The sequence below is a fragment of the Micromonospora polyrhachis genome, assembly GCF_014203835.1.
Taxonomy (GTDB): Bacteria; Actinomycetota; Actinomycetes; order Mycobacteriales; family Micromonosporaceae; genus Micromonospora_H; species Micromonospora_H polyrhachis.
In genome coordinates, this window is record NZ_JACHJW010000001.1 from 1047763 (window position 1) to 1055506 (window position 7744).

5 protein-coding genes are annotated in these 7744 nt (G+C 70.6%); 2 read left to right on the forward strand and 3 right to left on the reverse strand.

Annotated elements, in window-relative coordinates; all coding sequences use genetic code 11:
• Positions 1–41 precede the first annotated feature (41 nt).
• The 3 genes from FHR38_RS04165 to FHR38_RS04175 are packed head-to-tail and all read right to left on the reverse strand — an operon-like array spanning position 42 to position 3992.
• A complete protein-coding gene (locus FHR38_RS04165; RefSeq protein ID WP_184532923.1) occupies positions 42–2150 on the reverse strand; it encodes an iron ABC transporter permease in 2109 nt (702 codons plus the stop codon).
• Positions 2147–3133 (reverse strand): ABC transporter substrate-binding protein, encoded by a 987-nt coding sequence (locus FHR38_RS04170; protein ID WP_184532926.1) that lies wholly within the window; start codon positions 3131–3133, stop codon positions 2147–2149. The genes FHR38_RS04165 and FHR38_RS04170 overlap by 4 nt, the downstream gene beginning before the upstream one ends.
• A 34-nt stretch (positions 3134–3167) precedes the next feature.
• Complete coding sequence (locus FHR38_RS04175) at positions 3168–3992, reverse strand: ABC transporter ATP-binding protein (protein WP_184532928.1); 825 nt, start codon at positions 3990–3992, stop codon at positions 3168–3170.
• A gap of 152 nt (positions 3993–4144) precedes the next feature.
• On the opposite strand from FHR38_RS04175, the gene FHR38_RS04180 reads away from it, so the two are divergent.
• Positions 4145–5902: an ABC transporter transmembrane domain-containing protein gene (locus FHR38_RS04180; RefSeq protein ID WP_184532930.1), complete on the forward strand. Its 1758-nt coding sequence runs from the start codon at positions 4145–4147 to the stop codon at positions 5900–5902.
• The gene (locus FHR38_RS04185; RefSeq protein WP_184532932.1) at positions 5899–7683 is read left to right on the forward strand and encodes an ABC transporter ATP-binding protein; all 1785 of its coding nucleotides are present in this window, start codon (positions 5899–5901) and stop codon (positions 7681–7683) included. The genes FHR38_RS04180 and FHR38_RS04185 overlap by 4 nt, the downstream gene beginning before the upstream one ends.
• Positions 7684–7744 lie beyond the last annotated feature (61 nt).

The window sequence follows — 7744 nt, forward strand, 5'->3', positions numbered from 1 at the left end:
CATCGACCGTCGGGCGGGCCGCCGTACGGCTTTACGGGTTCTCATCGGGGTCCGGTCGTGGTGTTGCGCGAGCGCCACAGCAGCCAGACGAAGTACGGGGTGCCGATCATGGCGGTGACCAGACCGGCGGGAATCTGGGCCGGGGCGATGACCGCCCGGCCGAGGGTGTCCGCAATGCTGACCAGTGCCGCACCGAGCAGGATCGCGACCGGCAGCACCCGGCCGTGCCGGCCACCGACGAGGGCTCGCGCGGCGTGCGGCGCGACTAGGCCGACGAAGCCGATCACGCCGACGGCGGAGACCGCGGTCGAGGTGAGCAACGCCGCCACGCCCAGGGCGATCAGCCGGGTGCGTTCCAGCCGGACCCCGAGCACGCGGGGCGTGTCGTCGTCCAGGGACAGCAGGTCGAGTTCGCGGCGGACCGCGATCACCGCCGGGATGCTGAGCAGCAGGGCGATCAGCACCGGGAGGACCTGCGGGCCAGTACGACCGTAGGTGGAGCCGGAGAGCCAGGTCAGGGCCTTTGCGGTGTTCCACGGATCGGAGGTGACGATGATGAAGGTGATGACCGCCGTGCCGCCCTGCCACACCGCGAAGCCGATGAGTACGAGGCGGTCGGAACTCAGTCCCCCGGATCGGGCAATCCCGTAGACGAGGGCGAACGCCACGACCGCACCGAGGGCGGCGGCCCCGGAGATGGCGGCCACCCCGGCGAGCGGGACGAAGGTCAGCAGGGAGACCGCGCCGATCCCGGCGCCGGCGGTGATGCCGAGGATGCCTGGTTCGGCCAGTGGGTTGCGGCAGACCGCCTGCACGATGGTGCCGGCCACCGCGAGCGCCGCACCGGCCAGCAGGGCCGCGGCGACTCGCGGCCACCGCTGTTCCAGCACGAAGGTGTACGCCGGACCGGTGCGTCCCTGGATCCAGTTGACGATGTCGCCGAGGAGGACCCAGGTGTCCCCGGCAAGCATGCCGAGCACCACCGCCCCGACGGTCACCACCGCGCAGACGGTGACCACGCTGAGGTGGAAGCTCCGGGACCGGACGGCGGCGTGCGCACCCGGGGGCTGTCGGGTCGGCCCGGCGTCCCGGTGCCGTCGGGCCAGCCACACCATCAGCGCGGCGCCGAAGAGGGTGGTGACGACCCCGGCGGGCACTTCCACCCCGGCGTGTCCGCCGAGCACGACGCGGAGCAGGACATCGGAGCCGAGCACGATGACCACCCCGACGAGGCCGGACATCGGCAGCAGGATCCGGTGCCGGTGCACGCCGGGGACCGCCCGGCCGAGCAGCCGGACGATGACCGGTGCGCAGAGGCCGACGAACGCGACCGGTCCGGCCAGGGTCACCGCGGCGGCGGCGAGCAGGACGGCGAGCAGGGTGACCACGAGCCGGGTACGGCGGACGTTCAGCCCGAGCACGGTGGCGGTGTCGTCGCCGAGGGCGAGGATGTCCAGCCGGTGTCCGAGGGCCACGAGTAGTACGGCGGCGATGCCGATGACCGGGGCGAGTTGGGTGAAGGCGGTCAGGTCGGTCTGTACGAGGGAGCCGTTGCCCCAGGCGAAGAGGCCGATGGTGGCCTGTTCGAAGAGGAGTAGCAGCAGCATGGTGAGCGAGTTGAGGGCCAGGGCGGTGGCCGAGCCGGCGAGGATCAGTCGGGTCGTCGCGGCCTGTCCCCCGGCTGACAGTGCCATCACCAGACCTGCCGCGAGGAGTCCGCCGCAGAAGGCGAGCGCACCGGAGGAGAGCACCGGCAACGCGATCCCGGACGCTGCCACGACGACGATCGCCAGGTGTGCTCCGGCGTTGATCGCGAGGGTGTCCGGTGCGGCGAGTGGGTTACGGGCCAGCGACTGGAGCGCGGCGCCGGCGAAGCCCAGGGCGATGCCGACGGCCAACCCGGCCAGCAGTCGCGGGATGCGGGCGGCGACCAGCACGCGGGCGGCCTCGTCGTCACCGCCGGTGATCAGGTGCAGCAGGTCGCGGGCGCCGACCGAGGAGGTGCCCTGGGTGAGGTGCACCAACATGATCACTACGAGGAGCGCCCCGACGAGGACGAAGGCACCGACGACCCGGGGGTGGGAGCGTGGCTCGGGTGGGGCCGGCTCGGTCGCCGGCCCCACCTGAGGGGATGTGCTTAGCTGACTCAACCCGCGTAGACCTTCACGAACTGGTCGATGTACTGCTTGGCGGAGAGCGGACCGCCGAAGGTCCAGATGCCGTTGGGCATCCGGTGCAGCTTCTTCTGCTGTACGAACGTCAGGGACTTCCAGATCGCGTTCTTCGCCAGCCCGTCGGCGAAGACGTCATCCCCGTCCGAGGCGTTGTAGAAGAAGTGCAGATCCTGGCCCTTGAGGACGGTCAGCCCCTCGACGTCGGTCTGCCCCAACCCCCATTCCTTGTCGGTTTCACCGGTCCAGGCGTTCTTCAGGCCGAGTTGGATACCGAGTTGCGAGATCAGCGATCCCTGGCCGAACGTCCGGATCGAGATCGTGCTGCCCTGTTTCCAGCCATCGGCGACGACGAACTGCTGGCCGGCGGCGCCGGCGTCGGCGATCTTCTTCTTTCCCTCGGCGATGGCGGCGTCGAAGTCGGCGAAGAGCTTCTGTGCTTCGGCGGTCTTGCCGGTCGCTGTGGCGATCATGTTGACGTCGGACCGCATCCGGCCGATGTTGTCGGCGGCGTCGCTACCCTTGGCGACCAGCACCGGGACGAACTTCTCCAACTGGGGGATCAGCGCGGCACTCGAGTCGTTCTCCATCACCACGAGGTCCGGCTGCAACGCGACGATCGAGTCGACGCTCGCCTCACCCCGGGTGCCGACGTCCTTGACGCTCGGGTCGAGCGGGGCGGCGGTGACCCAGGTGGCGTACCCCTTGGTGTCGGCGACGCCGACCGGCATGACGCCGAGGCCGACCAGGATCTCGACCTCGCCCCACTCCAGCCCCACGACCCTGGTGGCCGGGGCCTTGAGCGTGACGGGCTTGCCACGGGCGTCGGTGATGGTGATCGGTCCGCTGGACGGGGTGTCCGAGCCGGCCGGGCCGGCGGCCGGGGTCTCGGTGGTGCCGCAGGCACTGAGCAACAGCGCCGCGGCGGCAGCGACCAGTACGGTCGCGCGAATGCGCTTCATCGGTTTCTTCCCTGTTCGTGAGGGGTTGCGGGGGTCAGGCAGGAACCCGGGCCGTGTGCCGCCCGATGGGACGGGTGGAGAGCATGCCGGTCATCGGGTCGAGGCTCACCTCGATCCGGATTCCGTACGTCTCGGTGAGAACGTCCTCGGTGAACACGTCCGCAGGTCGGCCAGCCGCCCGTACCCGTCCAGCGGAGAGGAGCACCACCTCGTCGGCGACGGCGGCGGCCTGGTTGAGGTCGTGCAGGACGACACCGACGGCGATCCCGTCGGTGTCGGCGAGTTCCCGCATCAGGTCGAGGATCTCCACCTGGTAGCGCAGGTCGAGGAAGGTGGTCGGCTCGTCGAGGAGCAGGACGGCGGTGTCCTGGGCCAGGCAGGTGGCCAACCAGACCCGCTGCAACTCCCCGCCGGAGAGTTCACCGACAGACCGGTCCGCCATGGCGGTGACGCCGGTGACGGTCATGGCCCGGTCGATCAGGGCTGGCCCCTCGGGGTCGTCGGCGCGCCACCGTCCCCGGTAGGGGTGCCGGCCGTATCCCACCACGTCCCGCACCGTGACTCCGTTCGGCGTGGGACGGCTCTGGGCGAGCAGGGTGACCCGGCGGGCGAACTCGCGGGCGGAGAGGGCGCGGGCCGGGGTGCCGTCGGCGAGCAGGACCTCACCTCGATCGATCGGGTGCAGCCGGGCCAGTCCCCGCAACAGCGTCGACTTGCCGCTGCCGTTCGGCCCGATCAGTGCCGTGACCGCTCCCGGGCGCAACGTGATCGCCGCGTCTCGCACCACGGTGGCACCGTGGTACCCCAGTTGCAGATCGACGCCCTGAAGACCATCGCCGTGCCCGCTCCTACCGCTCACAGAGGTTAGGCCAACCTAATTGGGTTTGACCTTGTCAAGACACCTACCAGTCGGGAAACCTCAGAACTCCGGGAGCACCGAGCCTCCCGCCGTCCAACGACCGCCGACGAAGCGATAGGTTAGCCTCCCCTAATCTCTGGAAGCGGGTGGGGATGGCACAGGCCACAGACGGGTACGTCGTCGAGGACCACGGTCGAACGCCGCCCAGGTCCCCCGATCCGGGGATCGCACGCCCATCGCCGACCCGCCACCTGATCCGCGCGATGGTGCACCGCCAGCGCCGGCACACCGCCCTCTCCGCCGCCTTCTGGTCGCTGCACCAGGTGTGCGAGGCGCTCGTACCGGTAGCGATCGGCCTGGTCATCGACCATGCCGTCAGCACCGGCTCCGGTGGGGCGATGGTCTGGTCGCTACTGGGCATCTTCGGTCTCTTCACCGCGCTCACGATGGGATGGCGGACGGGTTACTGGTTCATCTGCAAGGCGCTCCTGGAGGAATCGCACCTGCTGCGGATGCAGATCGTCCGGCGAGTCGTCACCGGGCGGGGCATCAGAACCAACCGCCAGTCCGGCGAACTGCTCTCGATCTCCACCTCGGACACCCACGCCGCCGCCCAGTTGCTCGAACTGGGCAGCCGGAGTGTCGCCGCACTCGTCGGACTCGTGGTGTCGACCGTCGTCCTACTGCGCATCGACTGGTTGCTCGGCATCGGGCTGGTGGTCGGCGTTCCGGTGCTCATCCTCGGGCTCAACGCGCTCGGCCCGCTGGTCGAACGCCGCACCTCGATGCAGCAACAGGCCCTCGGTCAGGCCGCTGCGACGGCATCGGACCTGCTCACCGGGCTTCGCCCACTACGCGGATTCGGTGGCATCGACGAAGCCACCCGCCGCTACCACACCGCCAGCCGCGTCTCGCTACGGGCCAACATCGGCGCAGTCCGAGCCGGTGCCACCTTCATCAGCGCGTCGACCTTCACCACGAGCCTCCTGATCGCCGTCGTAGCCGCCCTCTCCGGCTGGTTCGCGCTACAGGAACGGATCACCATCGGCGAACTCATCATGGTCGTCGGACTGGCCACCTTCATCACCGACCCGGTCCTCAACCTCGCCGACTGCGTCTTCCGGCTGGCCACCGCCCGAGCCAGCGCCAAGCGGGTCGCCGAGATCCTCGCCGCCCCCGAAGGGAGCACGTCCGGCACCCGGACCGCCCTCGCGGGCGCGATCCGGCTCGACCAGGTCCACACGCCGGGCCTCGCCGAAGTCAGCCTCACCATCGAACCCAGCGAACTGCTCGGCATCGTCACCACGGAGATCGCCGCCGCCGACGCCGTCACCGAACTGCTCGCCGGCACCCGCCGGCCCGAACGGGGCGAGGTAACGCTGGCCGGGACGGCCATCGCCGACCTCGACGTGGTCTCGTCGCGCCGGATCGTGCTCGTCGAGCCGCACACGGTCGACCTGTTCGGGTCCACGCTGCGCGAGGCACTACGCACCGACGACGGTCAGGACGAGACCGCCATGGGCAAGGCGATGGCGGCCGCCGCCATAGCCGAACTACACGGGGACGACGGTGGCGGGCTCGACCGCGAACTGCTCGACCACGGCCTGAACCTCTCCGGCGGCCAACGACAGCGGGTCGCCCTGTCCCGGGCGTTGCTCGCCGACCGGCCCGTGACGGTCCTGCGCGATCCGACGACTGCGGTCGACGCGGTCACCGAACACAGCATCGCCGAGGGCCTACGCGCCTACCGGGCCAACGACACCCGTACGACGGTCCTGATCACCGCCAGCGCACCTCTGCTGGCCCGCTGCGACCGCGTCGTGTTCCTGCACGACAGCCGTCTGGCGGGCATCGGACAGCACCGAGAACTACTCCAAGATCCCGCCTACGCCGAGGTGGTACTGCGATGAGCAAGGCAGCCGCCACCCTCCCACCCGTGGTGAACGAACGGGCCACCGTCCTACCCGTGGCAACCGGACGGGCCACCGCCACGGCCTTCGGCAGGAAACTACGGCGCTACCCCGTACTCGCCTCGACATCGATCCTGGCCGCGACCGGGGCGAGCGTGGCGGGAGCCGCCGTACCGATCCTGCTCGGCCGGCTGGTCGACCTGGTCGTCGCCGGTGACACCATCGGATCGCTGCTCACCCTGGCGGCCTGGGTCCTCGCCTGCGGCCTCGCCGCCGCGCTGCTCGTCGGAGCCGCCCGATGGCTCGTCGCCGAATGGATCACCCGCGCCTGCGCCGACCTTCGCGAAGAGGTGCTCGGTAACGCCCTGCGGATGGACGCCGCCCGGCTCGAGGCCGCCGGTGCGGGCGACGTCGCCTCCCGGGTCACCGACGACGTGGAACAGGTCACCGACATGGCCCGTCCCGCCGCCGAGGTCTTCGCCGCCCTGGTCACCGTCGTCATCACCTTCGCCGGCTTCGCCACCCTCGACTGGCGCATCGCGCTCGCGTTCCTGGTGGTCTTCCCGGTCTACGCGATCAGCCTGCACCGCTTCCTGCCGCAGGCACAGCGCCGGTACGCCGCCGAACGGCGAGCGGTCGCGATCCAGTCCCAGAGCCTGCTCACCACCTTCGGCGGCACCCGGACCATCCACGCCTACGGCATGGAGGACCGGCAGAGTCTGCGGGTCGAACGCGCGTCCCGTGGCGCGGTCGACGCACAACTACGAGCCGTACGTGGGTTCCTCTGGTTCGCCAACATGATGAACTACGCCGAGGCGCTCGGACTGGCGGCGGTGCTCCTCACCGGGTTCCTGCTGGTACGCGCCGACGTCAGCACCGTCGGCGACGTCACCGCCGCCGCCCTGCTCTTCCACCGCCTCTTCGGCCCGCTCGGTCTCCTGCTGATCACGTTCAACGACATCCAGTCCGCCGGCGCCGCGCTCGCCCGGCTCGTCGGCATCGCCAGCCTCCCGGTGCCGGTGGCGGGGACGGCCGGCTCCACCACAGCGCGGCGCTCGGTCGGCGTCGTCGCCACCGCCGTAGGGCACCACTACCTCGACGGTCCGGCGGTGCTACACGACGTGTCGGTCGAGGTCCCACCCGGCCAGTCGCTGGCCATCGTCGGAGAGAGCGGAGCGGGCAAGACGACCCTCGCGGCCATCATCGGCGGTGTCTTTCCCGCCACCGCTGGACGGGTACGACTGGGCGACCGGCCGATCAACGCGCTGGCACCGGACGAGCTACGGCGACTGGTCGGCGTCGTCACCCAGGAGGTGCACGTCTTCGCCGGCACGCTCGCCGACGATCTTCGGCTGGCCGCCCCGGCCGCATCCGACGAGGACCTGCACGCCGCCTTGGCGCTGGTCGGTGCGGACGACTGGGTCGCCGCACTGCCCGACGGACTGCACACCCGGGTCGGTGACGGCGAACATCCGCTCACCGCGGGGCAGGCACAGCAGTTAGCGCTGGCCCGGATCGCGCTGGTCGACCCACCGGTCGTCATCCTCGACGAGGCGACCGCCGAGGCGGGCAGTGCGGGCGCACGCCAGCTCGAACGCGCCAGCGCGGCGCTGCTGCGCGGCCGGACGGCCATCGTGGTCGCGCACCGGCTCACCCAGGCCCAGGCGTGTGATCGGATCGCCGTCATGGCCCACGGACGGATCATCGAGCTCGGCACGCACGACGAACTCGTCGCGCAGGGTGGCAGCTATGCCCGGCTCTGGTCGGCCTGGCGCCGCTGACCGCGACATACCGTCCCGCCCAGACCGTCACCACCCACCGCTCATCAGAGGTGGTGCCACC

What these genes read in the sequence shown, in the direction of transcription:
- FHR38_RS04170 (WP_184532926.1), bottom strand. Translation starts at nt 3,133, where the DNA reads ATGAAGCGCATTCGCGCGACCGTACTGGTCGCTGCCGCCGCGGCGCTG.
- FHR38_RS04180 (WP_184532930.1), top strand. Translation starts at nt 4,145, where the DNA reads ATGGCACAGGCCACAGACGGGTACGTCGTCGAGGACCACGGTCGAACG.
- FHR38_RS04185 (WP_184532932.1), top strand. Translation starts at nt 5,899, where the DNA reads ATGAGCAAGGCAGCCGCCACCCTCCCACCCGTGGTGAACGAACGGGCC.